The sequence below is a fragment of the Vulgatibacter sp. genome (assembly GCF_041687135.1).
In the GTDB taxonomy this organism is placed as follows: Bacteria; Myxococcota; Myxococcia; order Myxococcales; family Vulgatibacteraceae; genus JAWLCN01.
In genome coordinates, this window is the sequence record NZ_JAWLCN010000001.1 from 362,894 (window position 1) to 388,630 (window position 25,737).

General features: G+C 70.6%; 21 protein-coding genes and 1 pseudogene. 7 read left to right on the plus strand and 15 right to left on the minus strand.

Annotated features, from left to right (window positions below; genetic code table 11):
• The first annotated feature begins 39 nt into the window (after nucleotides 1-39).
• From ACESMR_RS01700 to ACESMR_RS01715, 4 genes are all read left to right on the plus strand, one after another.
• The gene (locus tag ACESMR_RS01700; protein ID WP_373044525.1) at nucleotides 40-828 is read left to right on the plus strand and encodes a hypothetical protein; all 789 of its coding nucleotides are present in this window, start codon (nucleotides 40-42) and stop codon (nucleotides 826-828) included.
• Between the two features lie 87 nt (nucleotides 829-915).
• Nucleotides 916-1,686 carry a metal ABC transporter ATP-binding protein gene (locus ACESMR_RS01705; protein WP_373044527.1) on the plus strand — a complete coding sequence of 257 codons (771 nt, stop codon included), beginning with the start codon at nucleotides 916-918 and terminating at the stop codon, nucleotides 1,684-1,686.
• Nucleotides 1,683-2,513 (plus strand): metal ABC transporter permease, encoded by an 831-nt coding sequence (locus ACESMR_RS01710; RefSeq protein ID WP_373044529.1) that lies wholly within the window; start codon nucleotides 1,683-1,685, stop codon nucleotides 2,511-2,513. The genes ACESMR_RS01705 and ACESMR_RS01710 overlap by 4 nt, the downstream gene beginning before the upstream one ends.
• 6 nt (nucleotides 2,514-2,519) lie before the next feature.
• A complete protein-coding gene (locus ACESMR_RS01715; RefSeq protein ID WP_373044531.1) occupies nucleotides 2,520-2,981 on the plus strand; it encodes a Fur family transcriptional regulator in 462 nt (153 codons plus the stop codon).
• A 48-nt stretch (nucleotides 2,982-3,029) separates the two neighbouring features.
• Here ACESMR_RS01715 and ACESMR_RS01720 read toward each other — a convergent pair whose 3' ends face one another.
• From ACESMR_RS01720 to ACESMR_RS01745, 6 genes are all read right to left on the minus strand, one after another.
• Nucleotides 3,030-3,542, minus strand: a complete 513-nt coding sequence (locus tag ACESMR_RS01720; RefSeq protein WP_373044533.1) for a hypothetical protein — start codon at nucleotides 3,540-3,542, stop codon at nucleotides 3,030-3,032.
• Between the two features lie 23 nt (nucleotides 3,543-3,565).
• On the minus strand, nucleotides 3,566-4,234 hold the full coding sequence (locus tag ACESMR_RS01725; RefSeq protein WP_373044535.1) for a hypothetical protein: 669 nt from the start codon (nucleotides 4,232-4,234) through the stop codon (nucleotides 3,566-3,568).
• On the minus strand, nucleotides 4,231-5,145 hold the full coding sequence (locus tag ACESMR_RS01730) for a metal ABC transporter substrate-binding protein (protein ID WP_373044537.1): 915 nt from the start codon (nucleotides 5,143-5,145) through the stop codon (nucleotides 4,231-4,233). Before ACESMR_RS01730 ends, ACESMR_RS01725 begins: the two co-directional genes overlap by 4 nt.
• A 9-nt stretch (nucleotides 5,146-5,154) precedes the next feature.
• A complete protein-coding gene (locus ACESMR_RS01735) occupies nucleotides 5,155-6,450 on the minus strand; it encodes a zinc-regulated TonB-dependent outer membrane receptor (RefSeq protein WP_373044538.1) in 1,296 nt (431 codons plus the stop codon).
• 142 nt (nucleotides 6,451-6,592) lie between these two features.
• Nucleotides 6,593-6,895, minus strand: coding sequence for a hypothetical protein (locus ACESMR_RS01740; protein ID WP_373044540.1), 303 nt, complete (start codon nucleotides 6,893-6,895; stop codon nucleotides 6,593-6,595).
• Nucleotides 6,896-6,989: 94 nt separating this feature from the next.
• Nucleotides 6,990-9,329, minus strand: coding sequence for a DUF6982 domain-containing protein (locus tag ACESMR_RS01745; RefSeq protein WP_373044541.1), 2,340 nt, complete (start codon nucleotides 9,327-9,329; stop codon nucleotides 6,990-6,992).
• A 233-nt stretch (nucleotides 9,330-9,562) separates the two neighbouring features.
• Here ACESMR_RS01745 and ACESMR_RS01750 point away from each other — a divergent pair, with 233 nt between their 5' ends.
• Together ACESMR_RS01750 and ACESMR_RS01755 are read left to right on the plus strand one after the other, a co-directional pair.
• On the plus strand, nucleotides 9,563-9,703 hold the full coding sequence (locus tag ACESMR_RS01750; protein WP_373044543.1) for a hypothetical protein: 141 nt from the start codon (nucleotides 9,563-9,565) through the stop codon (nucleotides 9,701-9,703).
• 122 nt (nucleotides 9,704-9,825) lie between these two features.
• Nucleotides 9,826-10,827: a hypothetical protein gene (locus tag ACESMR_RS01755; protein ID WP_373044544.1), complete on the plus strand. Its 1,002-nt coding sequence runs from the start codon at nucleotides 9,826-9,828 to the stop codon at nucleotides 10,825-10,827.
• Between the two features lie 211 nt (nucleotides 10,828-11,038).
• On the opposite strand, the gene ACESMR_RS01760 is transcribed toward ACESMR_RS01755, so the two are convergent.
• From ACESMR_RS01760 to ACESMR_RS01785, 7 genes and pseudogenes are all read right to left on the minus strand, one after another.
• Complete coding sequence (locus tag ACESMR_RS01760) at nucleotides 11,039-12,250, minus strand: threonine ammonia-lyase (RefSeq protein ID WP_373044545.1); 1,212 nt, start codon at nucleotides 12,248-12,250, stop codon at nucleotides 11,039-11,041.
• Between the two features lie 123 nt (nucleotides 12,251-12,373).
• Nucleotides 12,374-13,582 carry a hypothetical protein gene (locus ACESMR_RS01765; protein ID WP_373044547.1) on the minus strand — a complete coding sequence of 403 codons (1,209 nt, stop codon included), beginning with the start codon at nucleotides 13,580-13,582 and terminating at the stop codon, nucleotides 12,374-12,376.
• 2 nt (nucleotides 13,583-13,584) lie between these two features.
• Nucleotides 13,585-16,074, minus strand: a complete 2,490-nt coding sequence (locus ACESMR_RS01770; protein WP_373044548.1) for a DUF3536 domain-containing protein — start codon at nucleotides 16,072-16,074, stop codon at nucleotides 13,585-13,587.
• Between the two features lie 493 nt (nucleotides 16,075-16,567).
• Complete coding sequence (locus ACESMR_RS01775; protein ID WP_373044550.1) at nucleotides 16,568-16,768, minus strand: hypothetical protein; 201 nt, start codon at nucleotides 16,766-16,768, stop codon at nucleotides 16,568-16,570.
• Nucleotides 16,769-17,813: 1,045 nt separating this feature from the next.
• The gene (locus tag ACESMR_RS23830; RefSeq protein ID WP_411293364.1) at nucleotides 17,814-20,159 is read right to left on the minus strand and encodes an OB-fold nucleic acid binding domain-containing protein; all 2,346 of its coding nucleotides are present in this window, start codon (nucleotides 20,157-20,159) and stop codon (nucleotides 17,814-17,816) included.
• 3 nt (nucleotides 20,160-20,162) lie between these two features.
• A pseudogene (dnaE, locus tag ACESMR_RS23835) lies at nucleotides 20,163-22,522 on the minus strand (DNA polymerase III subunit alpha); the annotation flags it as partial.
• Nucleotides 22,523-22,533: 11 nt separating this feature from the next.
• Entirely contained in the window at nucleotides 22,534-23,307 is a 774-nt protein-coding gene (locus ACESMR_RS01785) for a sulfite exporter TauE/SafE family protein (RefSeq protein ID WP_373044552.1), read from the minus strand.
• Between the two features lie 132 nt (nucleotides 23,308-23,439).
• On the opposite strand from ACESMR_RS01785, the gene ACESMR_RS01790 reads away from it, so the two are divergent.
• On the plus strand, nucleotides 23,440-24,312 hold the full coding sequence (locus tag ACESMR_RS01790) for a hypothetical protein (RefSeq protein ID WP_373044554.1): 873 nt from the start codon (nucleotides 23,440-23,442) through the stop codon (nucleotides 24,310-24,312).
• A gap of 9 nt (nucleotides 24,313-24,321) precedes the next feature.
• On the opposite strand, the gene ACESMR_RS01795 is transcribed toward ACESMR_RS01790, so the two are convergent.
• Nucleotides 24,322-24,909 (minus strand): TIGR00730 family Rossman fold protein, encoded by a 588-nt coding sequence (locus ACESMR_RS01795; protein WP_373044555.1) that lies wholly within the window; start codon nucleotides 24,907-24,909, stop codon nucleotides 24,322-24,324.
• A gap of 12 nt (nucleotides 24,910-24,921) precedes the next feature.
• Nucleotides 24,922-25,734, minus strand: coding sequence for a phosphatase PAP2 family protein (locus ACESMR_RS01800; protein ID WP_373044556.1), 813 nt, complete (start codon nucleotides 25,732-25,734; stop codon nucleotides 24,922-24,924).
• Nucleotides 25,735-25,737: the final 3 nt, after the last annotated feature.

The window sequence follows — 25,737 nt, forward strand, 5'->3', positions numbered from 1 at the left end:
GATCGGGGTTCGTCCAACCCGGGGAAAGGAAGGTCTTCCTTGCGGCCGGCTCGCTACTCCGGCGGGGGCGGTTTCGGCGGCGGCGGCGGCCCGATGGCCACCAAGCTCACCGTCGCCATCGGCGCCCTCTCCATCCTCGTCGCCATCTCCGGCCGCATGGGCGGTGGTGGCCTGCTCCAGCATCTGCTCTTCACGCCGGCGCTCGCCGTGCGCGGCGAGCTCTGGCAGCTGGTCACCTACGCGCTCTTCATCCCGCTCGGCTCCGGCGCCGGGATCTTCGGCTTCCTGATCAGCCTCTACTTCCTCTACGCCATCGGCGGGCAGGTGGAGTCGGTCCTCGGCTCCCGCCGCTTCCTCGGTTTCTTCCTGATCGTGCCGGCGCTGGCGGCGGTGGTGACGATCCCCTTCGCCTATCTCTTCGGCTGGCAATTCGTCACGCATTCGGGCGTGTGGGTGGCGCTCTCGGCGCTGGTGATCCTCTTCGGCCACCATTTCGCCCACCAGCCCATCTACCTCTTCTTCGTGCTGCCGGTGCAGGGGCGGCAGCTCATCGCCATCGCCTTCGGCATCCTCGCGCTCTATGCCATCCTCGACGGCGTGGCGCAGGTCTTCCCGGAGCTCATCGGCATGCTCTCGGCCCTGGCCTTCGCCTACGGGATGTTCCAGCCGCGGCGGGCCTGGCTCCGGTTCCGCTCCTGGAAGATCGAGCGGGAGCTGAAGCGCAGGCACTCGAAGTTCTCGGTGATCCGCGGCGGCCGGGAGGAGAGGGAGCGCAAGCCGCCGACCGAGAAGAAGAGCGACGGCGAGCGGGGCCCCTGGCTCCACTGACAGGGCCCGGTTCAATTGCAGCCCGATCCGCAATTGCAAAAGCGTTGCAGTTGTTGCAGGGTGCGCCGGTACGAGGTTCTTCCCGGCATGCACGCCCCCGACAAGCCAGGCCCCAGCCCCGCGCAGCAGCGGCGCCCGCTGATCGAGCTGCAGGCGATCCAGACGGGCTACGGCAAGCGGCCCCTCTCGCCTCCCTTCGATTTTACCGTCCGTTCCGGCGACGTGATCGTCCTCGCCGGGCCCAACGGCGCCGGCAAATCGACCCTCGCCCGGACGCTGATGGGCGTCCTCCCGCCGGTTGCCGGCACGCGCCGCGCCGGCACGGCGGCCCGTCCCGTCCGCTTCGGCTACGTGCCGCAGCGCGAACGCCTCGACGACCTCTGGCCCTTCTCCGTCCTCGACATCGCGCTGATGGGGGCCGTTCCGGGCCTGGGTGCCTTCCGCCCCTTCGGCCGGGCGCGGCAGCAGAAGGCCCTGGCGGTCCTCGCGCAGGTGGGCATCGCCGACCTGGCCTCGTCTCCCTTTCGCAGCCTCTCCGGCGGCCAGCAGCAGCGGGCGCTCATCGCCAGGGCGCTGGTGGCGGAGCCCGACGTGCTCGTCCTCGACGAGCCCACCAACCACCTCGACATCCCGGGCGAGCGGGCGGTCTACGAGCTGCTGGCGCAACTCCGCCGCGAGGAGGCGGAGAAGGCGATCTTCGTGATCACCCACCACCTCGAATCGGCCCTCGCCATCGCCACGGAGGTGGTGGTGATGCGGCAGGGCGAGCGGCCCCGCATCGCGCCCGTCGATGAGATGGTCGCCTCCGGCGCCCTCGACGATCTGCGCATCGCGCGCTTCGAGAGGCGGGCGTCGTGAGCGAGGTCTCCTTCTGGGAGGCGAGCTTCCTCTGGCGCGATCCGCTCCTCGCCGCGGGCCTCTCGGCGCTGCTCTGCGCCTTCGTCGGCGTCTACGTGGTGCTCAAGCGCTCCGCCTTCGTGAGCGCCGCGGTCTCGCAGTCGGCAGGCCTCGGCGTGGTGGTGGCGCTGCTCCTGCCCCACCTCTTCGACTGGCATCCGTCGGCGCTCCTCGTCGGCATCGTGGCGGGCACGCTCTCCGCCGGCCTCTTCGGCCTCTCCCGCCGCGGCGGCAGGGTGGGCGTCGAGTCGGCCATCGCCCTGGCCTACGTCGTCGCCGGCGCCGCTTCGCTCCTCCTCGGCACCTTCCTCACCCACGAATACGAGGCGGTCCACGGCATCCTCTTCGGCGATGCGGTGGCGGCGCCGCCGGAGGAGCTCTGGGCGCTGGGGCTCACCACCGTGGCCGTCGCCGCGCTGCACCTCGCCTTCGTGCGGCAATTCCTCTTCGTCTCCTTCGATCCGGAGACCGCGGCGGCGATGGGGATGAAGGTGGCGCGCTACAACGTGGCGCTCTACTTCTCCGCCGGCCTCGCGATCTCGGTGGCCACCCGGGCGGTGGGCGCGCTTCCCGTCTTCGCGCTCACGGTGATCCCCGCTGCCGGCGGCCTCCTCCTCTCCGACCGCCTCGGGCGCGTGATCGGCTTTGCCCTCGCCACGGCGCTGGGCGCCACGCTCCTCGGCTATTACTTTTCCTTCATCTGGTCGCTGCCCACCGGCGCGACCATCGTCGCCACCACCGCGCTCGCCCTCGTGCCCGGGGTGGTGCGGCGGTCGCTCGCGCACTGAAAGCCCATGGCCACTCGCTCTTCGCCGCCGCCCTCCACCGACCGTGAGACGCTCCGCGAGCGCATCCGCGAAGCGGGCCTGCGCAGCACCGCACCGCGGGTCGCGGTCCTCGCCTGCCTCGAGCAGGCGAAGACCCCGATGAGCCACGCGGAGATCTGCGACGCGCTGCAGGAGGAGGGCTTCGATCGCGCCACCCTCTACCGCAACCTCGTCGACCTGGCGGAGGTGGGGATCCTCACCCGCAGCGATCTCGGCGACCACGTGTGGCGCTTCGAGATCCGCAAGAACGGGAACGGCGGCGCGAAGCACGAGGTCGAGCACCCGCACTTCACCTGCACCGACTGCGGCGAGGTCTCCTGCCTGCCGGAGGTGCAGGTGAAGGTGAAGGGCGCAGGCAGCGTGCCGAAGTCGGTGGCCGCGGCGACGGTGCAGGTGCAGCTCCGCGGCCGCTGCGACGACTGCTCGTAGCGCGCCGCCGGGGCCGCGGCGCCTTCGCACCGCGGGCCCCGCAGGCTGCTACTCGTGGCCGTGCCCGTCGTCACCGGCGTGCAGGGTGACGAGGACCACCGCGTCCGCGGCACCGGGGCCGAAGACCAGCGTGTACTGCGTACCGAGCTCGAGGTCGGCGAGATGCATCGTGGTGAGCTCGGCGCAGGCGTCCACCGTCTCGGTGGCCTCGATGGCGACCTCGGCGTCGCCGTCGAGGATGGCGAGCGTCGCGGCGCCGTCGGTGAAGAAGGCGTACTCGCCTGCCTCGTCCGGCGTGAAGAGCACCGCGCCCGCGTGCGCGTCGTCCACCAGCGGCAGCATCACGTGGAAGGGCTGGTGGGTCTCGCTCACCGCGTTCGTCGCCGCGGCAGGATCGGCTGCTGCCGTCACGTGCTCCATCGTCTCGGTGACATGGGCGCATGCGTCGGCTGCGAGCGCGTCGTGGGCATCGATCGGGTCGGCGTGGTCGTGGTGATCGTCGCCGCCGCAGGCGGCGAGGGAGGTGGCGAGGAGGCTTGCTGCAAGGAGCTTCTTCTTCATGGCAACTTCCTGGGAGGGGGCAATCAACCGGCGACCGTGATCACGCCGGGGAGGTTTTCGAGGACGAGTTCGAGGGCTGCTTCGTTGGTAGCCGCGTCGATGCGGATGGTGCCGTCGGGATCGGGCGCGAGGGGGAGGACGTCGACGCCCTGGAGCAGGCGGTTGAGGGAGAAGACGAAGCGCAGCTGCGTGGTGTCGCCCAGACCCACCTCGATCCCGAGGGGGACCTCGACGGCGACCGGCGCCGGTACGCAGAGCACGACGGGAAGCTCGCCCCCCACCGCTGCGTTGCCGGTGGCGAAGATGGCGCAGCCTGCAGCCTCGCCCATGGTTGCTGCGCCCAGCTCGAGCAGCGCCGCCTCGTAGGTGGCGACGGCGACTTCAGCGCTGCCGAGGGGCTGCTCGGCGCCGAGTAGATCGATCGAGGTACCGTCGATGACGGGATCGGCGAGGGCGCGAAGCGCGGCCGTGAGATGGGCGTGGCCGTGGCCGTCGTCGGCGGGCTCGTCGCGCTCCTCCTCCGCTGCGAGGAACTCGATCTCCTCGAGGGAGAGGAGCGCGCTTTCGAAGCGCACGCCGCCGGATGCAGTGCCCGCTGGAAGGAGCGTGGCCTCCACGAAGCCGGTGGCCTCCTCGCCGGTGCCGGTGGCGCAGCCCGCTGCCAGGGCGCCGAGAACGAGAAGCCGCCTCATTTCGCCTCCTCCAGGCCGGTGCGGAGCCGCGCGAGCACCATTTCCATCCAGGCCACGTAGTCGCCGGTGTCCGGGGTGCCGCCCACGTCGCCGGGGAGCGTGACCAGCTGCGCGCCGGCCTTCTCGGCGACGGTGCGGGCGGTGCTCTGGTTGTACCAGGGCTCCGCCACCACCACCGGCGGCGGCTGCACCTTGCGCATCCGCAGGATCAGGCCAGCGAGGTGGCTGGGCGAGGGCGAGATGCCGGGGAGCGGCTCCACCGTGGCGAGCTCCCGCAGGCCGAGCCAATCCTCGAGGTAGACGAGGCTCTTGTGGAAGGGGACGAGGGAGCGGCCGCGGAAGGGCGCCATCTCCTTCTCCCAGGCGGCGATCTTCGCGTCGAGGCGCTTCCGGAAGGCGGCGGCGTTCTTGCGGAAGGTGGCGGCCTTCCCGGGATCGAGGGCGGCGAGGCGCTCCGCGATCCCGGTGGCCACCTCCTGCACGCGACGCGGGTCGTACCAGAAATGGGGATTGCCGCCGGCGTGGACGTCGCCGAGGGAGCGGTCGAGGGAGGCCGGTACCTCGAGGGGCCGCTGCACCAGCGACATCACGTCGAGGTTGCCGGGCTGCCCCGGCTGGATCCTCGGGTTGCGGGCGCCGGTGACGAGCGGCGGCAGCCAGCCCTGCTCGAGCCCAAGGCCGACGTCGAGGAGAAGATCGGCCTTGTTGAGGGCGAGCATCATCGTCGGCTTGCCGTCGACGAAGTGGGGATCCTGCGTGGGCGGGGCGAGCACGGTGACCGTGCCCTCGGCGCCCAGGACCTCGCGGGCGATGGCGCCGACCGCCGGGAGCGAGGCGACCACGCGGGTCTGCGCCGCGGCGCTGCCGGCACCGGCGAGGAGGAGAACGAACAGCAGCAGGCGGGAAAACATCGCGTGCTCCTAGAAGGCGTGGGCGCCGTGGGCACCCATCACGAACTGGAATTGGAGGAAGAGCTCGGTGACCGGCCCGCTGTCGCCGTCGGGCGTGACGAGGCCGAAGTCGTGGTTCGCCTGCAGGCGCAGGCGGCTGAACTCGGAGGGGTAATAGGTGAGGGAGGCGCCGACGCGCTCCTGCGTCGCCGGCGCGAGGAATTCGCCGAGCTCCTCGCTCTGCACCACCGGCTCGTCGATGGCCGTGCCGTCCGGCAGGCCGAGGAGGTCGTAGCGGATCGCCGCCTCCCAATGCCGGTCGAAGCGGCGCACCACCCAGGCGTAGAGCCCGCCCTGCTCGAGCCTGCCGTCGGGGACGGTGGCCCGGCGGTAGAGGTACTCGGATTGGAGCGCGGTGTAGGCCACCGAGGAGCGGTCCCGGAACCGGAGGTAGAGGTCCGCGCCGAAGACGTCGGTGCGGTTCTCGTCGGTGACGAGGAAGCCGCCCGCCGCGTTGGGGCCGTTCGCAGCGGAGAGGCCGAGGTTCAAGGTGATCCGCTCGGCGAGATCGAAGGAGGAGAGGGCGCGGCCCACGTAGAGGAGATCGGCGAGATCCTCGATCTCCTCGGATGGGACACCGAAGGAGAGCTCGTTGCCCGCGTCCTGGACGCTGGCCCGCAGCTCGAGGAAGAAGGGCAGCGGCAGGAGCACCGAGGCCTCGACGCCCAGGCCGCGGAGCTGCTCGCCGCCGAAGAAGCGGCGGTTCGGCAGCGGCATGTCGACGAAGGGCGTGAGCTCGAGGAAGTGGACCTGGTTGAAGCGGCCGAAGGGTGAATAGAAGGCGCCGCCGCGGAGCTGCAGATTCCAGGGGAGCGCGAGGGTGGTGGCGTAGGCCTCCTCCACCTCGATGCCGAAGAGCGAGAGGGAGAGGAAGACGTCGGCGCGGAAGTAGGGGTCGATCGCCGAGCGGAAGCCGAGCTCGATCTCCTGGAGCTCGAAGCCCGTGTGCGAGGGCTCGTGGGCGGGGAGGCGCAGCGCCGGCGTGTCGCTGAAATAGGAGCCGACGAAGGTGCCGATCGCCGAGATGTCGGGGAGGAGCTTTCCCGGTGAGAGGCCGCCGCTGGTCTGCGCTGCTGCTGCAGGGGCGGGCGCTGCGAGCTCGGATGCGAGCTCCGCTTCGAGGCGCGCGCGTTCCGCCGCCTCCTCGGCGGTCTCGTCGGGCGTTTTTTCCTGGGCGTGGGCGGTTGGAGCGAGGAGAAGCAGCTCCGCGACGATGCAGGCTGCCACCACCGACCTGGAGCCGGCGGCGGGGACGAAGTTGGACATGGGAAACGGACACCTGTTGGCGCACTGCGCCGATGCGGACGAAGAGCTGCCGGTCCCTACGGGATCGGCGGATGGTTGCTCGTCACGTGCGCATGGCGGAGGGCCCGGTGCTTCCGCAGCCGGTCGTCTCGTCGACGAGGGATCACGCCAGGCGCTGCAGGAGCGCTGGCGGTGACGTGGAGGGGCTGACGTCGGCTGGCGTGAGGGCCGGCGGCGGATCGACGTCGCGGGTCGCGGCGCGGTAGAGCGGTGGGGGCAGCGGCGCCGGCAGCGGGAGCTCGACCACCTGCGGCGGCCTGGTGGCCGGGCTCTGGTGGAGGATGCAGGCGGCGCAGCTGGGCTGCCCTTCGTCGAGGGCGTGGTGGTGCTCCGCCGCCACCGCCTGGAGGCCGAAGAGGCCCAGGCCGACGATCAGCAGCAGGAGCTTGCACCAGGCGCGCAACATCAGAGCGGGAGACTCCGGGGCGAGCGGGCGTGCTCGCAGGTGCATAGCTGCCACTTTCGCAACCGAGTTGCAAGTGGCAAGTCGACCGTCGACGTCAGTCCAGCGCCAGGTCGCGGATCGCGGCGCGGTAGACGAAGACCCGCGAGGCGAGGCCCCTGGTGTCGGCGGGGACGAGGAAGAAGCCCACCGGATCGGCGAGATCGGTCGCCCAGCCCTGCAGGGGACGGCCGTCGGTGAAGGTGACCCGCACGCTCCTGCCCTCTGGCGCCGCCGGCCCCTCTCCCGGCGCGCGCATCAGGAAGACCGCCTTGAGCTGTGCCGTGGCGAGCTCCTCGCGGCCCTTGCCAACCTGGAGCGAGAAGCTCCTGCCGGTGAGATCCACGTTGGCGACCTGGCCGCGCTTCACCACACCTTCGCTGGCGTGGACGACGACGCGGTGCTCGCCGATGACGAGGCCCCGAGCGGTGTAGCTCGAGGACGCTGCCGGCGCTGGCCGGACCGGAGCCGGCTCGGGCCAGGCCTGGGGCGCGGCGGGGGCTGCGGCGGGCGGCGTCCAGGCAACCGGCGCTGGTTCCTCTTCGATCGCGTCGCTCTCGTCGAGGAGCACGGCCTCCTCCAGCACGAACTCCTGCGCTGCACCGGCAGGGGCGACGAGCGCGCCGTCGACGGAGAGGGAGGGACCCGGCGCGAAGTGATCCTGTTCCTCGGTCTCGGCGTCGTCGATGTGCATGCCGGCAGGCGTACCCAGCTCGAAGACGGGGGCTGCTGCAGGCGGCGCGAGCTCGAGCGCCTCGGCGGCGTCGTGCGATGCGCCCGCCTCTGCCTGGAGCAGGAACTCGTGCGGCGCAGCGAGGAAGGACGCGGCGTTCTCGGCCGCATCCGTTGCCACATCGAGGGATTCCTCGGGCGTTGCGAGGAAGGAGTTGGCGTCGCCCTCTGCCGCGGCGCCGAGGAATTCGTGGGGCGCTGCGAGGAAGGAGCTGGCGTCGCCTTCCGCCGCTTCGTCGAGCGACTCCTGTTCCGCGATGCAGTCTGCGTCCTCCGCCGCCACGCCGAGGAATTCGTGCGGCGCCGCGAGGACGGGCTCGCCGACAGGCGGGTCGTCGGCGAGCTCGATCGCCTCGATGCCCGGCGCTTCGTCATTCGCGTCGTCGTCGAGGACGATCGCCTCGGCCACCTCGAAAGGCGACGCGGCGTCGTCGAGTACGAGCAGCTCCGCCGGGGCAGGTTCCCCCTCGACGACGAGGTCGCCTGCTTCCGCCTCGAGGGCAGCGGGCTCCGGGGAGGCGTGCCCCTCCGGCTGATCCCAGGGAAGCGCTGCGGCGCTCCCCGCGGCGTGCTCCGGCTCGGGGCCGGCGGTGTCGTCCTCCCAGCCGTCGAAGCCCGCCTCGATCTCCCCCGGCGCAACCGCTGGCGGCGCGACGGGGATGCGGCTCACTTCGAACGGGAGGAGCTCGGGTCGCAGGAGCTCGCGCTCCTCCTCCTCGGGCTCCGCCGTGGCAGCGTGGGCCCGTTCGGGACCCGCCGTGCTCGCCCAGAGGTCGAACGAGGGAGCGGCGGGGCCCGGCGTCACCGGGGCGATCACGAAGTCCCAACCTGCCGAAGCGGGAGCCTCGGTGTTCTTCGCCTCGGGCTCGAGGGTCGCCGCCCAGGGATCGGCCGCCGGTGCAGCGGCCTCGTCGCCCTCGTCTCCGGGGGGGAGGGCGGCTCCGTCGTCGTTGGCGGGCACGAAGCCGATGGGGTCCTCGTCGGTGGAGGCGGGGGCTTCGTAGCCGGGTGCCTCTGCGGCGGAGGCGGGGGCCTCGGCTTCGTCGGCCTCGGCGGACGCCGCCGTCGCCGCGGCGACTGCAGCCCGGGCGGTGTCGGCATCGACCACGCCACCGTTCACGTCGTAATGGACGCCGGCGTTCGGCTCGTACCAGAGCTGCGCCCACGCATGCCAATAGAGGCCGCTCTCCTCGTGGAAAACGTAGCCGCTCGGCTGGTCGGGCTGCGCTGCGGCGACTTCGACAGGGGGCGCGTCCGCCTCGGGGCCATCCGCCACAGTGAGAAGGAGTTCGTCCTGTTCGGTCGCATCTTCCGGCGCAGGCTCGGGTGCCGCTGCATGGCCCGGAGGCGAAGCCGCCGTGTCGAAGACCGCGAGCACCGCGGCGGCGAGGGCCGCCGGTGCAGGCTCTTCCGCGGGAACCGCCTCCGCCGGAGCCGGAGCCGGAGCCGCGGCCGGAGCCGGAGCCGCGGCCGGAGCCGCGGCAGCGGCCGCCTCGACCTGGATCCCTTCCGCAGCAGCCGCCGGCGTGCCGGCAGGCTTCGCCCCGCCCTTGAGCGCCGCCCGCAGGTCGTTCCAGCGAAGCTCCTCCTCGGCGGCGAGGCCCTGGTTGCGACGCTTGTCGTCGAGGGCCCGGAACTCCCGCATGGAACTGAGAACGTCGGACATGGCGCGCGGCCCCTCCCGGCCGGGGGCTACGCCCCTCGATGCGGCACGGCAGTGAACAATCCGCTAGATGGTAAACGAGAGCCGCCCACCCTCCAAGCTTCAGATTGCACATGTGGTGAAAGGTGCGCGGGTGCTGGCCCGCCGGACGACCGATCCAGTTGACCGGCAGCCCCGTGCCGTGCGAAATCGCCCGCCAACCTGTCGCCTGCCCGACGCAGGCAGCGGAGAATGCCATGAAGGACACCGAGCTCGAGCTGGAGCGCAAGGCAGACGACGCCTGGACCGGCCCCCGCCTCATCGTTCTCGCCGTCGTGACCCTCACGGTGGCGCTGGGCATCATCACCATCCTCGCCCGCTCCGCCGCTCCCTACTAAGGGCAAGCCTGGACCATGCCCCTGATCGGCCGCCCCCGGTCGGCAGGGGAGGCCTGCGCACCCGGTGCACACCTCCGTAGCTTCTTCCCAAGGCGCAGATTGGCGCCAGGGCGGAGGCGGCGATGGCGAAGGTGTACCGGGGTGCTGCGATTCTGGCAGCGGTGCTGCTCCCGGCGGCGGCGACGGCACAGGAGCCGGACACGCGGCCCGAGGGCGTCGTCGAGGTCGAACCCGAGCGCGAGCGCGCGCGCGGGACCCGCGACCGCGGCAGCGAGGCGCGGGTCGAGCCGGCGGACTTCGAGACCGAGAAGCCGAAGTGGGGCATCGTCGAGCACGAGCTCCGGGTCGAGCCGGTCGAAGCGAAGCAGCCCGCGGAGCTCCGTGACGGCGACCTGCCGGAGCGGCCGAAGCCCGAGTGGCCGAACGACCACCTCTACGACGGCTGGGATTACGGCAACTCGTTCAGCTACCCGCAGGTCTATCCCAACGTCGGCGCCAGGCTCCTCAACGTCGTCGGCGACGTCGACAGCGAGACCAACTTCATCTCGCGTTTCGAGGCGGAGCTCTATCTCCTCCACTTCGGCGTGACCTACCTCGAGTCGATCGGCGGCGACCGCACCGACGCGACCTACGCCGACGTCGACCTCCGCATCCCGATCGGACTGGGGCAGACCAGCCAGCTGGCGATCATGCCGGGCGTCTCCTTCCCGATCGACGCCACCGACAAGAGCGAGGAGACCACCAACGTCCGGGCGCAGGCGATCTACGCCTTCGGCGCAGGCGGCCTCGGGCTCCAGCTCCGCGGCGGCATCACCGAGGGCACCCGTCCCGCTGGGCTCCTCGCGGTGAACGAGCGGATCGACGGCACCGCTGCGCTCTACGGCGGCATGGTGGCCTGGCGGGTGCTCCCGCCGCTGCAGCTGCGGGTGGAGGCGGCAGGCGAGATCGCCGCCTCCGACGACGACGTGGACCGGCTCACGCTGCTGCCGGGTGTCGTCTTCTTCCCCTGGGGCGATCCGCGGCTCCACCTCGGCCTCACCGCCGTGGTCGAGGCGGTGAGCGAGGACCTCGACGAGGATCCGAACTACGGCGGCCTCCTCGACCTGGGGATCTTCTTCTACTGAGTTTCACTGCGCGGCAGCTGCTGCCGCGCGGGCTCCGCCGCAGATGCGGGGAGCGACGAGTCATCTGAGCGCGTGCACCGGGAGTGGGCCTGCCCGCTTGCGAAAGCCGCAGGTCCGAAGCGCTCTGCAGTCGCGGGGAGCGGCAGGAAGGGGTGGCGTACCGTGCACCGTCGCGGTGCGCCACCCCGACCTGTTTTCCGGAAGCCCGGGATCAGCTGACCTCGGTGACCCGGTAGCCGCCGCGCTCGAGGCCCACCTTGAGGTCCTCGATGTGTTCGCGGCCACGGCACTCGAGGGTGAGCTCCACCTCGGTGTCGCCGAAGCCCGATTTGCCGAAGGCGCGGTCGTGGTGGATCTCCATCACGTTCGCCGAGTACTCGGCGACCAGCCCGAGGAGCCGCGCCAGGTTGCCGGGGCGATCCTCGATCTGGATGGCGAGGCGCACCAGGCGGCCGTCCTTCACCAGGCCCTTCTCGATCACCCGGGCGATCAGGTTCACGTCGATGTTGCCGCCGGAGACGATCACCGCCGTCTTCTTGCCGCGGGCAGCGGGGACGTGGCCGTTGATCAAGGCGGCGACCGCCGCGGCGCCAGCGCCCTCCGCCACCGTCTTTTCGCGCTCGAGCAGGAGCAGGATCGCGTTGGCGATCTCCTCCTCGGTGACGGTGACGATCTCGTCGACGTATTTGCGGACGTAGGCGAGCGTGTGCTCGCCAGGCCGCTTCACCGCGATGCCGTCGGCGATGGTGCGGCCGGGGGGAACGGTCACAGGCTCGCCGGCCTCGACGCTCGCCTTCATCGAGGGGAGCGCCTCGGTCTGTACGCCCACCACGCGGATCCGCGGGTTGACCTCCTTGATCGCGGTGGCGATGCCGGAGATGAGGCCGCCGCCGCCGATGGGGACGATCACGCACTCGAGGTAGGGGTTCTGCTCGAGGAGCTCGAGGCCGATGGTCCCCTGGCCGGCGATCACCATGTCGTCGTCGAAGGGATGGACAAAGGTGTAGCCGTGCTGCTCCTGGAGCCGGCGGGCCTCCGCATAGGCCTCGTCGAAGTTGCCGCCGGAGAGGACGACCTTCGCGCCGAAGGAGCGGGTATTCGCCACCTTGATGAGCGGGGTGCGGTCCGGCATCACGATCGTCGCCGGGATGCCGAGGCGGCCTGCGTGGAAGGCCACGCCCTGCGCGTGGTTGCCGGCGGAGGCGGCGATCACGCCGCGCTCGCGCTCCACCGCCGTGAGGGTGAGGATCTTGTTCAGCGCGCCGCGCTCCTTGAAGGAGCCGGTCATCTGCAGGTTCTCGAGCTTGAAGAAGGTCTTCGTGCCGGTGAGCTGGCCGAACCATTCCGAGCGGGCGCAGGGTGTGGTGACGACGTACTCGTCGATGCGGGCGCGCGCTTCCTCGATCTCACGGATACCGATCACGGTTGTCTCCCCTCGTTGCGCGCGCAAGCTAACGCGGCGGCCAGATCGGCGCAAACGCAACGGCGGGCCCTTTCACCACCAAGGATGCGTCTCCCCCGGAAGGGAGGCAGCCCCCGAAGAAGATCAGCCCGCGAGCTCGGGAATGGCGGGGCCGGAAGGGAGCGGCTCGCTGCGCAATCGGTCGGCGGACCGATGGCGCTCCCACGCCTCGAGGGCCGCATCGAGCCGGCCCTGGATCGCCTGGGCTTCGGCACGGACCGCCGGGTCGACGAGCTCGACGCTGCCCTCGAAGGCCTTGCCGAGGCGGGCCGCTGCTGCGCGCACCTCCGCAGGCTCCCACCATGGCCTGCCGGAGGCGAAGCGGAAGGGCGCGGTGTGGAGCCCCTCGTCGAGGAGCGCCCGCATCCGCGTGCAGGCGGGGTCGTCGCCCGCCACCCTGGCCAGCCGCTCGGCCTCGGCGAGGCCGAGGCCCACCAGGCGCCAGAGCAGCGCCTGGAGCTCGTTGTCCGGCGCGCTCCAGGCGGCAAAGGGGATCCCCGCCGCCAGCTCGTCCGGCGTGGTGCGCCAGCTGGACGGGAGCGGCTCGTGGGGCTCGCGATCGGGGAAGGCCGAGGAGAGGGCGGTGAGGGTGGAGAGGATCGGTCCCTGGCCCCGCACCAGCCGCTCGAGCTGCGCGAAGGCGGCGCTTCCGGCGGTGAAGGCGGCGCCCGGCACCACCGCCACCCGGTAGCCACCGCCTTCGTCGCCGAGCGGCGCAGCGTCGCCGCTGGCTACCGCGCGCGAGGTCGCCCGGTCGCGGAAGTAGAGGTGGAGCTCCGGCTTGCCGCGGAGCACCGCCACCCGCTGCCGCGGGGCGAGGCCGATCCGGCCCAGGGCGAGCTCGTCGGCGATCACCCAGCGCATCCCGCGGTTGGCCACCACCTCGCCCACCTGCCGGCTCCAGGCGAGCGCCGGCGGGAGCAGCCCCTGTGGCCGCCAGCTCCTGCCCATCCGCTCCGCCATCGCCTCGTGGCCGAGGCGGATCTGCCGCTCGATCTCGCTGCGGGGCAGGCGGGGCAGGAGCGCGTGGCCGAGGGCGCCACCGGCGAGCTCCACCTGGCCCCGCTCCACGCCGGCGGCGAGCTCCTGGAGGATCCCGGCCTGCCCGTGCCGGAGCAGCATCCGGGCGAGGCCTGGATCCAGGGCCACGGTGACGCCGGCGCCGCGGTGGCGATCGAGGAGGCGGAGCAGGGGACGGAAGGCGTCGCGGGCCACCCGCTCCACCTCCGTCCCGGCGGGATCCGGCGGCAGGTAGAGCTCCACCACCAACGCCAGCCAGCTCCGGCTCGCCATCGCTAGAAGCTCGCCGCCGCGCGCATCTCCACCAGGGTGGTGCCGCGGCTGCCGCGGAGCCGCGACTCGAGGGAGCGGCGGTCGAAGCAGAGCCGCTCGCCGAGCTTGAGGGCGATGTCGCGGTCGAACTCGGGGGCGCCGGCGGTGACGAGATCCCAGAAGGCGTTCTGCACCTCCCAGAGATCGACGCCCATGCCGAGGGTGTCGCCGAGGTCGATGAGCTCGATCATCTCGCGGGCCACCTCGCGGCGGGGCGAGGCGGCGAGGCGCTGCACGTGCTCGAGGATCAGCCCCTCGATGATCCGCCGCGGCTCGTCCACGTCGAGGCGCACGCCGAGCATGCGCGCCTCCGCCATCAGCGCGCCGAGCTGGTTCTGGGCGCTGGGGATGGAGAGGGCGTTGTCGCGCAGATCCTCGAGGACCGTGCGCAGCGCCATCGAGAGGGTGAGCTCCGCCGCTGCGCGGAGCGCCGGCGGGATCGGCGTGTTGATCTCGAGGAGGAAGCGCATCAGGCGCCGGTTCTCCTCGAAGATCCGCTCGTAGTCGCGCTCGTAGCGGGAGAGGGTCTCGCGCAGGAGCTTGCGGGCCAGCGCGCGGCGCTCGTCGACGAAGAGGTCGCGGAGGCTGAAGTCCTGCCCCACGAAGTGCGCGTCCATCGCCCGCACCACGTCGGAGAGCGAGAAGCGGGCGAATTTGTGGAAGAGCTCCCGCTCCAGCTCCTCGTAGGTCTGCACGTCGGTGAAGGGGCGCACCGAGCAGCGGAAGTCGTTGCCGCCGAAGTGGAGCACCGCGAAGGTGGCGTCGAGCTTCTCGTGGGTGATCTCGGAGATGAGCCGCACCCGTCCGACCGAGAGGGTGGCGGGCCCGACGCTCTCGCGCCGCCAGGCGAGCTGCTGGAAGCGGTAGCGGAAGACGCGCCCCTTGTGCTGCGGCGTGGGATCGAAGAGCCGCGCGATCGCGTGGTGGGCGACGATGCCGGGGAGCGTGGCGATCGAGGGCCGCACGTAGCGCTCGTAGACCGTGGCGCCGTCGTGGAGGTCGGGGATGTTGGAGGGCGCCTTGCGCAGGTCCTCGAGGAAGGCGGGCTCGAGGTTGGGGCCGCCAGCCTCGCGGGCGAGCTGGATGGCGCGGGCGGCGTATTTGAGCACCTGCACCGTCTCGAGGCCGGAGACCTCGGAGAAGAACCAGCCGCAGGAGGTGTACATCAACATCGCCTGCCGCTGCATCTCGAGGAGCCGCAGCGCCTGCACCTTCGCCTGTTCGGACGAGAGCGCACCCGGCCGGGCCTCGCGATCGGCGAGCCACGCCTCCACCCGCTCGGCGTTGTTGTCGAGCATCACCTCGATGAAGGAATCGCGCGCCGCCCACGGATCGGCGAAGAGCTGCGCCCCCTCGCGCTCGAAGAACTCGGCGAGCTGGTTGCGGAGCTGATCGAGGGCGTGGCGCAGGGGCTGGCGCCAATGCTGCTTCCAGCCCGGCTGCCCCGCTGCGTTGCAGCCGCAGTCGCTCCGCCAGCGCTCCACGCCGTGGGCGCAGCTCCAGCTGGAGGGCTCGACGATCTGCGCCTCCATCTCGGGCGGATGCTTCTCGAGGTATTGCGCGTAATTGGTGAGGACGAGGCCGCGGCTCTCCGCCTGCGCCAGCGCCGAGGCGAGGACCTCGTCGCCGCCCTTCTTGTGGTGGCCGAAGGTTTCGCCGTCCACCGCGACGTTGAGCAGCTCCTCGTGGTCGCGGCCGGTGTGGAAGCCGCCCTCGAGCCGGCGCAGCAGCTCCTCCGGCGAGGCGAGGCCGCCCTCGAAGGCGAAGGCCTTGGCGATGGGGCCGTCGTAGAAGAAGGCGACGATGCTGGCGCCGCTGGGCAGCTTCACCAGATAGGGGCGCGTCGGATCGACGTGGCCGCCCTCCACCTTCTGCCAGCCGTCGTGGCCGATGGCGCGCACCGCCTTCGCCTGGAAGGGCGAGAGGATGGTGAACTTAACCCCGTGCTGGGCGAGGACCTCGAGGGTCTCCACGTCGGCTGCGGTCTCGGCGAGCCACATCCCTTCCGAGCGGCGGCCGAAGCGGAGGAGGAAGTCGCTGAGGCCCCAGCGGATCTGGGTGACCTTGTCCCGCCGGTTCGCCAGCGGGAGGATCATGTGGTTGTAGGCCTGGGCGATGGCGTTGCCGTGGCCGTCTCGCTCGGCGCGGGACTCCCGGTCCGCCTCCAGGATCGCCTGGTAGATCCCCGGCTCGGCCCGCTGCATCCAGGAGAGGAGCGTGGGGCCGAAGTTGAAGGAGATCGACTTGTAGTTGTTGACCACCTGCACGATGCGGCGATCGCCGGTAAGGATGCGGGCCGCGGCGTTGGGGCCGTAGCACTCGGCGGTGATCCGGGCGTTCCAGTCGTGGAAGGGCGCGGCGGAATCCTGGACCTCGATCTCCTCGATCCAGGGGTTCTCGCGGGGCGGCTGGTAGAAGTGGCCGTGAATGCAGAGGTAGCGCGTCTGACCCAAGGTAGAGCCTCCGTAGAGACGAGCGGCCGGGCCAAATTGCGCACGCCGTTCCCGGACGGCACGCAGGCGGCGCTCGTGAATTTGGGGGAGGCTATCCCCCGGAACGTTTGCCCTCAAAGCGATGGGGAGGCGGGCTGTCGGCTCGTTGAAAGTGGGCGGGGCGCCCGAGCTGGGGCCTGCCTGCTATGCTCGGCAACGGGGGAAACGGCGAAGCAGCGCACGCTCCGGTTATCACCGTTGGTCACTCCAACCCGTCCAAGGACGAGCACGAGGAAGCGATGAAGCTGCAGCCATTCCATCTAGCGCCAGCGGCTGTATTGATGCTGGTCAATGCCTGCGCCCCGGACGGTGTAGGAGGGCCGACCGTCGCCGCTTCGGCAGGGGAGCGCCGATCCGTCGCAAGGGAAAACAGCGAAGAGGGTACGCGCGGAACTTTACCCCAGGTGGAAGGGGCGGGCGCCTCCCCTGCCGGGGGATGTAGCCAGGCGGCAGGTCAGTAGGTGAAGACCGGGTAAGGGATGCGGAAGTGCCCCTCCCGCAGCTGGGCAGCAAGCGAGCCGTTGAGGTAGTGCTCGATCACGAGCCCGGAGAAGCGCCCCTCGAGCGCAGCGCCGTCCGGGGTGAGCCTGATGTCGATCGGGCTCGTGTCGAGGACCAGCGGGTCGTCGTCGCCCTCGGGGCCGATCGAGAGCACGAGCGCGCCACGTTCCTCGAACGGGCATTCGTGGTGAAGGGCCGCCCGAGGCGGGGCCTGCCTGCTATGCGTCGGTGGGTAGGCAGGAGACTTCCCCGACGTCCGTGCAGCTGCAGGTGCATTCCTCGACCCCCGGATCGCTGAAGCCCTCGCATGTCTGGCAGACGTTGGTATTGCAGAAGGCCGCAGCGATGTCTGGCGTCACCACACAGATCATCTTGCCGCTTGCGTCACACTGATCGCCCGGAAGTCTCAGCATCGATCGGCAGTCGCATTCCTCGATGGGCGGGCACTCATCCAGCGACGTCAGGCCAGGCGAGCATTGCCACGCGCCGCCGACGCAAACCGGCCTGCGCCCGAAATCCGCCGCGCAACAATCCTGGACGCAATCGCCTGGCATCTCTTCAAGGGCGCATTCGCACGAGTCCGCGGAACAGCGGTTCCATGCAACCCTCCCCTCCTGGCACTCCTCCCGGCCTTCGTATGCGTTCCATCTGCTCCTGGGAGTACCCAGCCCGGGACCGATGCAACAATCCATCGTGCATTCGCAAGGCGAAGCAGGGTCTGCACAGACATGCTCGAGGCTATCCGATGCACCACCCGCGCCTCCGTTCGCCGCTCCGCCGGAGCCAATTCCACCCGCTCCAGCCACTCCTCCGAGACCTCCACTGCCGAGGGCGCGAGGTGGCATCCGATCGGAGCATGCGACGACATACAACGCGATGGCGATCAGGGCTCCAGCTCTCATGGCAAGTTCCCCTTGAGAACACAGAGGCTGTTCAGGGATGGAGCGACAGGATCGTCCATTCGATGGTCTCGTGCTTGGCGGCCGCAAAGTCCAGCGGGTCCGTCCGGTCCACCACGGTGGCGCGAAGTGTGCGCACCGTTTCTCGCGGGTGCGGAAGCCCCCGGTGGGGTTACGCTCAAGCCCCGAGAGGTAGAGTCTGCGGGGGCACGTCACTTCGTACCGAGTCTACCGCAGCATCCACGGGCCCCCGGTGGCCGGGGCTTGAGGGCTCGAGGTACCAGGGCAGCTTGAACACGGTCAGTCGACGCCGACCACCGACCCGCCGAATAGCAGGTTGAGCCGCTCGCGGAGCTCGTCGGTGGGCGTCACCTTGCAGTCGCGCAGGGCGATGCGGGTGACCGAGTTGCCCGGCACCAGCACCCGCATCTCCACGCCGAGCGAGCCCGGGTGGAGGCCGAGCAGGTTCTTCACCCGGTTCAGCTTGTCGGGGGTGATCTGCTCCGCGGGCACGGTGATCGACAGCCGCGTCGCGCGCCGCGCGCGCATCTCGGCGAGCGGCACGATGTCGTCGACGATGATCTCCGCGGTGGGGTTCTCCTCGTCGCGGGTATTCATCTGCACGGTGCCGGTGATGAGCAGCGGCGCGTCGGTCTCCAGCAGCGACTGCCACTGCTCGAAGCCGCCGGTGCGCTCGGGCCGCCCGTCGCCGGGCCTGCCGCGGCGCCCGCCGGCGAAGCAGATGCACTCGATGGTGCCGGTGAGATCCTCGATGGTGGCGAAGCCCATCAGCTTGCCGGTCTTGGTGGGCCGCGCCCTGAGCGCACTGGTCACGCCGACGATGCGCACCTGCTCGCCGTTCTTGCCGCCGGCGATCACCTGCGCGGTGGTGTGCGAGGTGTAGCGCTTGATCTCGTCGGCGTAGGGGTCGAGCGGATGGCCGGTGATGTAGAAGCCGATCGTCTCGCGCTCGCCGGTGAGCTTCTCCTTGTCGGTCCAGGGATCGACGTCGGGATACTCGCCGTCCTTGCCCGGCCCCTTCTCCTTCGCGGCGGAGGCCTCGGGACCGCCGAGCAGACCGAAGAGCGACGACTGGCCGATCGCCCGGTCGCGCTGCGCCGACTGCCCGCGCTCCAGCGCCTTCTCGATCGCCGCGAAGAGCTTCCACCGCGGGATCCCGGCGAAGTCGAAGGCGCCGCAGCGCACCAGGCACTCGATCACCTTGCGGTTCACCCGGCGCAGATCGACGCGCTCGCAGAACTCGTAGAGGCCAGTGAAGCTCTCCTCCTCGCGGTTGCGCGCCTCGAGGATCGCCTCGATGGCGTTGGTGCCGACGCCCTTCACGCCCCCCAGGCCGAAGCGGATCTTCCCCGGCACGCCGTGGAAGCTCTTGCCCGACTCGTTCACGTCCGGCGGCAGCACCTCGAGGCCGCGGTCGCGGGCGTCGGCGATGTGGGCCACCAGCTTCTCGGTCTTGTCGGCGTCCGAGGTGAGGAGCGCCGCCATGAACTCCGCGGGGTAGTGGCATTTGAGCCATGCGGTCTGCATGGTCACCAGCGCGTAGGCCGCCGAGTGGCTGTTGTGGACGACGATCCCGTCGGCGACGAAGTTGTGCGTCTCGTCGACGGTGAGGTCGTAGGTCATCTCCTCGCCGCGGGGCTCGATCGAGACCACCTCGTCCCAGACGACGTCGCTCTGCTCCTCGCCGCTCCTGCTCCGGGAGAGGATCGCCTCGAGGAGCGCCTTGCGCTCGCCGTCCCGGCCCACGAGGTGCGGGGCAATCCGGTGGTGGAAGCGCTCCAGCGCGAGCCCGGAGCCGACGCGGACCGACCAGCCGCTGTTGTTGGCCCGGATCTGCGCCACGATCCCCAGCCGCAGGAGCAGGTGCTGCACGTCGCGGGCGGAGGCCTCGGTGGAGACCTTGAGGCTCGGGGTGGAGGAGAGGGTTCCCGCGGCGGACCAGATCCGCCCGAGGAGCAGCTCGAGATCGGTGTCGCGGAGGGTGAAGACCTCGCGGGGCAGCCGCTGCGCCGGATCGAAGAGGCCGTGGGCCTCCGCCCAGTTGGCGAAGCAGCAGCTCTCCTGCTGCTGCCAGGCCATCGCCCCGCCGGCAGCGCCGGCGAAGGGCTGCGGCGGCGCGACCTTCACCTCGGCGCCCTGCACCGTGCCCTCGGTGAGCGGGAATTGCCGCACCACCTGGGCGAAGTCCGCAGCCAGCTCCGGCGAGCCGAGCTTGAGGCGCGCGGTGCAGCCCTCGTGGCTCGCGCTGCCGGTGAGCAGCGCCGCCAGCGCCACCAGCTGGTGCCGCGGCCAGCTCGCCCCGCGGGCCAGGGGCAGCACCCGGGGCGTGGCGATCTCCTCGCCGACCGCGAGCTCCTCGAGGCACTTCCATCCCTTCCTGGTGAGGAAGGGATGGTTACCGGTAGCCACCACCTGCTTGCCGAGGGCGGTGGTCAGGGCGAAGACGGGCTTCACCCCGTTCTCCATCACGTCGGTGATGGCCCGGGGGACGATCCTGCCGCTCTCCTCGTGGAGGGAGAGGGTCTGGAAGTCGAAGCTCTTCTCGGTGCCGTGGCGCTCGAAGAGCTCCTTCACCTGCACCCGCGCGCCGCTGCGCGCGTCCACCACCTCGGTGGAGCCGACCACGCATTTGTTGAAGCCGTAGGCGGCGAACTTCTCCATCAGGTCGAAGATCTCGCCGGCGAGCTTCGGATCGACGCCGGTGGTCTTGGCGCCCTCCATGAAGCCGACCCGCTCCTTCGCCATCACCTCCGCCTTCTTCTTGCCCATGGCGCGGCGGAGGAGGTCGGCGCGGCCCAGGCTGTAGCCGCCCAGGACCTGCGAGATCTGCATCACCTGCTCCTGGTAGACGATCACGCCGTAGGTCGGCTTGAGGATCGGCTCCAGGTCGGGGTGGGGATAGGTCACGGCCTGGCGGCCGTGCTTGCGCTCGATGAAGTCGTCGACCATGCCCGACTGCAGCGGGCCCGGGCGGTAGAGGGCCACGGCGGCGACGATGTCTTCGAAGCGGTCGGGCTTGAGTTTCTTGAGGAGCTCGGTGAAGCCGGACGACTCGAGCTGGAAGACGCCCTGCGTGTCTCCCTTCGCGATCATCTGGTACGTCGCCGGATCGTCGAGGGGGATCTCCTCCTCGACGAGCTTCGGCTTCTCCGGGTTGTTCGCGTTGATCATGTCGATCGCGTCGCGAATCACCGTGAGCGTCTTCAGGCCGAGGAAGTCGAATTTGACGAGGCCCGCCTCCTCGACCTCGTCCTTGGCGAATTGGGTGACGAGGAACTTCTCGCCGGAGGGCTGGTAGAGCGGGACGTACTCCCAGAGCGGCTTGTCGCCGATCACCACGCCGGCTGCGTGCATGCCCGCCTGGCGGTTCAGGCCCTGCAGCGCCTTGGCGATCCGGAAGACCTCCGCCACCCGCTCGTCCGCGTCGATCTTCTCCTGCAGCTTCGGATCGAGCTCGATCGCCTTCTCGATGGTGGGCGGCTTGCCGTCGATCAGGTTGGGGATGTTCTTGGTGAGCTCGTTGCACTCGCCGAACGACAGGCCCAGCACGCGGCCCACGTCCTTCAAGGCGCTCTTCGCCGAGAGCTGGCCGAAGGTGATGATCTGGCCGACGTTGTTCTCGCCGTATTTCTGGGTGACGTAGTCGATCACCTCGCCGCGGCGGTTCTGGCAGAAGTCGACGTCGAAGTCGGGCATCGAGACGCGTTCCGGATTGAGGAAGCGCTCGAAGAGCAGGGCGTAGGGGATGGGGTCGAGATCGGTGATCCGCAGGGTGTAGGCCACGATCGAGCCTGCGCCCGAACCACGTCCCGGCCCCACCGGGATGCCGTGCATCTTCGCCCAGTTGATGAAGTCCTGGACGATGAGGAAGTAGCCGGAGAAGCCCATCTTCTGGATGACGGCGATCTCCATTTCGAGGCGCTGCCGGTAGGCGTCACGATCGACCGGGTACTTCTTCTCGATCTCCTTGAAGCGCTGGTCGAGACCGGTGCGCGCCAGGTGGGCGAGCCAGCTGTTGTCGTCGTGGTTGTCGGGGACCTGGAACTTCGGCAGGAAGATCTTCCCGAGCTCGAGCTCCACGTTGCACATCTCGCCGATGCGCGCGGTGTTGTAGACCGCCTCGGGCACGTCCGAGAAATGCGCCATCATCTCGTCGGGGCTCTTGATGTAGAGCTCCTCGGTGTCGTGGCGCATGCGCTTCGGATCGTCGTAGAGCTTGCCCTGCGCGATGCACATCAGGAGTTCGTGCGCCTTGGCGTCCTCGCGCTTCACGTAGTGCGCGTCGGCGGTGGCGGCGAGCGGGATGTCGAGGTCGCGGGAGAGCTGCTTGAGCTCGGCGTTCGCCTTCTCCTGCTCGGGAAGCCCGTTGCACTGGATCTCGAGGAAGAAGTGCCCCGGCTCGAAAATCTCCTTGTACTCCTGCGCCGCCTTGCGGGCGCCGTCCATGTCGCCGCGGCGCGCGAGCCCCGGGATCTCGCCGCCGAGGCAGGCGGTGAGGGCGAAGATCCCCTTGGAGTGCTTGCGGAGCAGCTCCTTGTCGAGGCGCGGGTGGTAGTAGTGCCCCTGGGTGTAGCCCATGGAGACGAGGTAGCGGAGGTTCTTCCAGCCCTCGTCGTTCTCGGCGAGCAGCACCAGGTGGTGGGAGACGCGCTCGGTGCGGTCCTGCCTGCCCCGGGGGCCGGCGACGTAGGCCTCGCAGCCGAGGATGGGCTTGATGCCCGCGGCCTTCGCCTTCTTGTAGAAGTCCACCGCGCCGAACATGTTGCCGTGGTCGGTGACCGCTACGGTCGACATCTTCTTCTCGCCCACCGTCTTGATGAGATCCTTCATGCGGATCGCACCATCGAGGAGCGAATAGAGGGTGTGCAGGTGCAGGTGGACGAAGTCGGACATGGGACGAAGCGGATAGCACAACGGTCCGACATCCAGAACCGTTGACCTGCGCCAGGACCTCCGGACAGTCTCCAACCGCCCGGAATCCGGGGCATTCCATCCCGCTTCAGAGGCCGAGGAGGCGGCCGATCGCCCGGTAGATCCCGAGGAGCTCCAGCGCCGAGGCGACCACCATCACCACCACCACCCAGCGGACCCAGCCGGCGCCCCTTGCCACCGCCAGCCGCGCCCCGAAATAGCCGCCGATGCCGTTGCCCGCGGCGAGGACCAAGGCCGGCGCCCAGCGGACCTGGCCCGCGGCGATGAAGACGCCGAGGGCCACCAGGGTGAGGGCGAGGGTGAGGGCGACCTTCACGCCGTTGGCGCGGATGAGATCGAGGCCAGCGCCGCGCACGGTGGCGGCGAGGATGAAGAAGCCGATCCCCGCCTGGATGAAGCCGCCGTAGAAGCCGATGCCGAGGAAGAGGAGCACCTCCGCAAGAGGAGGCAGCGGCTCGCCGCCGCCCCGCGGATCGAGGGCCGAGGGGCGGAAGACGAGGAGCGCGGCCATGGCGAGGAGGACCACCGCGATCACCGGGCGGAAGGCGTCGTCGGAGATCAGGGTCGCCACCCACGCGCCGACCAGCGAGCCGACGAGGCTGGGGACGAGAAGGAGCCGCACCGTGCGCCAGGGCAGGTGGCCCGACTGGTGGTAGCCGGCGGCGGAGGTGACGCTGTTGGCGAGGACGGCGACGCGGTTCGAGGCGTTGGCCTCGGTGGCGGGCAGGCCGAGGAAGACGAGCAGCGGCAGGGTGAGCAGCGAGCCGCCGCCGGCCATCGCGTTGATCGTGCCGGCGAGAAGGCCGCCGCCGAAGAGCGCCGTGGCGCCGAACCAATCCACTTTCGCCTCCCTGCGGCGCGAGCATGCCACGCCGCGCATACTCGGCGAATACGCTTTCCCGCCGGGCGGCCTGCCGCCCCCGGCCCCCTTTGCTAGCCTCGCTGCATCCACGAGCTCGAGGAGGGGGCAATCATGGAGCGCAGGATCCTTCGCTTTGCGTCGACGATCGCCGTGCTGGCAGCGGCAGCGCTGCTCGCTGCAGCTGGCTGCGGCGACAGCGTCCTCGAGGAGCGCGCCGCCTGCAACGCCGATTCCGAATGCGCCAGCGGCGAGAGCTGCGTCTCGGGCGCCTGCCAGGCGGTGGTCGGCAGCGGCTGCGGGAGCGACGCCGACTGCGGCGTCGGCGAGACCTGCACCGCCGGCGTCTGTGCCGCGGACCCCGGTTGCACGAGCGACGCCGACTGCCCCGGCGGCCTCTGCGTGAACGGCGCCTGCTCCGCCGCGAGCTGCACCACCGACACCGACTGCTCGGCAGGCCAGGAATGCGTCGCCGGCAGCTGCACCGCCGCAGGCTGCACCAGCGACGACCAGTGCCCCGACGGCTGGGATTGCCTCGCCGGCGTCTGCGTCGAGGACGGGGGCGAGGGGCCGTGCACCACCGACGCGGACTGCGAGCCGGGCCACGTCTGCGTGGGCGGCGCCTGCACCGATGGGCCGTGTACCTCCGATTCCGATTGCGAGGCAGGCCACGCCTGCACGAATGGCGTCTGCACCGACGACGGCACCGGAAGCTGCACCACCGACGCCGACTGCGAAGCGGGCCACCTCTGCGTGGACGGCATCTGTGCCGACGACGAGATCGCCTGCGTCACCGACACGGACTGCCCCGCGGGCCTGCGCTGCGACGAGGGCGAGTGCGGCGTGCCCTGCACCACCGACGCCGACTGTGGCGCCGGCTCGATGTGCGATCCCGAGGACGGCTTCTGTGACGAGATCGAGTGCGTCACCACCGCCGACTGCGAGGCGGGCCGCATCTGCGTGAACGGCGACTGCGAGAGCGACTGAGCGGCGCTCTCAGATCCACTTCGGCGGGGGACGGGGGTGGGCCTCGTCCCGCGCCAGCCGCTCGAAGAGGGCGTCGGCGCCCTCGACCCGCTCGAAAAGCGCCGTGTGTTCCCGCCGCACCAGACCGTTGGCAGCCGCCGCCTCCACCCAGCGGTGGAGCGGCTCCCAATAGGCGACGCCCGGCGGATCGACGAAGATCACCGGCTTGTCGTGGAGCCCGAGCTGCCGCCAGGTGATCGCCTCGAAGGCCTCGTCCAGCGTCCCGAAACCACCGGGCAGCACCGCGATTGCGTCGCTGCGCGCCGCCATCACCGCCTTGCGCTCGTGCATCGAGCCGACGATCACCTGCTCGCTCAAGCCCGGATGCGCGATCTCGTGATCGACGAGGTGGCGCGGGATCACGCCGATCACGGCGCCGCCTGCAGCCAGCGCCGCGTCGGCGAGCTCACCCATCAGCCCCACCGAGGCGCCGCCGTAGACCAGGGTGAGGCCTGCCCGGGCGATCCCCGCGCCGACGACGCGAGCGAGCTCGTGGAAGGGCGGGGGCGGTGCGCTCGAGGAGCCGAGGAAGACGCAGACCGATCGGATGGGGGCCATCGCGCCCGTCTATCAGAAGCTGCCGCCGAGCTGGAAGACCTGGACCGGCCGCACGCCGGCGCCGCTCTCCTCCTCCTCGTCACGGGGCGTGAGGCCGCCGGGGCCGTGGAGCAGCCGCGGCACGGCGAGACCCACCACCGTGCCCAGCGCAGCGCCGGCGAGCACGTCGGTGGTCCAGTGGTGGTAGCCGGCGACGCGGAAATAGGCGACGGCGGTCGCAGCCGGAATGCCGATCAGCCAGATCGCGGTCGGGTCGCGCCCACGCAGATCGGTGATCGTCGCCATCGCCGCCACGCTGGTGAACGCAGCGGAGGCGTGGCCGCTCGGGAAGGAGACGTACCAATCCTTCTCGTGCTCGGAGACCTTGGGGTGATCCTCGCCGAGGTAGAGCACCATCGGCCGCTGCCGCCCCACCGAGAATTTCAGCGCCTCGGTGACGAGGAAGTTGACGGCGAAGGCCTCGCCGAAGACGAGGGCGTCGATCGCTCCGTCCTCCGCGCCGTCCTCCGCGAAGCCGAGCACGATCGCGCTCGCCGGCAGGAGGAGGAGGCCCACGTCCGAAAACGTGGTCGCCCACTCGTGCCGCTCCCACGCCAGCGCCTCGGTGATGCTGCGGTCGAAGCCGCCGGGCTCACACCAACTGCACGATTCCGGCGCGAGGGCGCCGCGGGCGGCGAGCTCGCCCGCCATCACCAGCCCGATGCCGGTAGTGATCGCGACGCTGGGCCAGACCTCGTAGCGGAGCTCGTCCGCCGCCGCAGCAGGGGCGGGCACCGATGCGGCGCCGCAAGCGATCGAAAGCGCCAACGCCAGGGAGCGGCTCACGGC